Origin of the sequence: Pseudomonas sp. K8 (assembly GCF_014889455.1) — a bacterium.
GTDB lineage: Bacteria > Pseudomonadota > Gammaproteobacteria > Pseudomonadales > Pseudomonadaceae > Aquipseudomonas > Aquipseudomonas veronii.
The window spans coordinates 1-701 of the sequence record NZ_VJWO01000165.1 but is presented as its reverse complement, the minus strand read 5'-3'; the positions used below and the strand labels follow the sequence as shown (position 1 = coordinate 701).

At 64.8% G+C, this 701-nt stretch carries 1 protein-coding gene; it reads left to right on the top strand.

The annotated features are described in order from the left end of the window. The coding region (locus INT12_RS30750; protein ID WP_226926406.1) for an ankyrin repeat domain-containing protein at nucleotides 1-701 on the top strand (701 nt) is incomplete at both ends.

The window sequence follows — 701 nt, the reverse complement described above, 5'->3', positions numbered from 1 at the left end:
GCGCTGGCGTTGGCCGAGCAGTTCTGCCGTCAGTCCCAAGTCGCTGGCTTGGACACCTGCACAGAGGTGGGGTTTGACTGGGTGATGACGCCCACCCGGTTCTCCAATCGAATCAACCTTGAGCTGGGTCAGGGCGGCCATGCCACGCTGGTCCAGGTTGAACCCGCTCTTTCCCCCTATCAGTTGGATGCGACGATCCATGCCGGCGTCAAAGGACACAAGGCGCTCGCTCAGATCTACGCCTTGCTGCCCAGTGATCAACGGGCCGGCCTCCTGTCAGAACTGCGCGAATCCATCGACCAGGTTCAGGCCAACCGCATCGCCGCCGATCGGCTCCAGGCGCTGCGGGCCCAGCCCGAGCTGCCTTCGCCACCCCAGCCGCGTTTGGACATTGCCCGCGCGCTGCAGCGCTTCGAGGTTCCTGAGCAGCAGGCGAGGGCGACAGAACAGCACCTCATCGCGACCTACGGCGACGCGTTGTCGCGGATGCATGGGAGCCAGGTGATTGCTGCTGCCCATGCGCGTTCTCCGCACTTAGGGCTCTACGGAGCGCCTTGGCAGACTTGGCTTTGCGAGCACGCAACGACGGGGAGCCTCAATGGGGTGGAGGCGTGTTTGGGTATGCAGGCCGAGCCCAATGTCCCCGACACCAATGGTGAGACGCCGCTACATCTCGCTGCGCGCCACGGCCACCCCGGCAT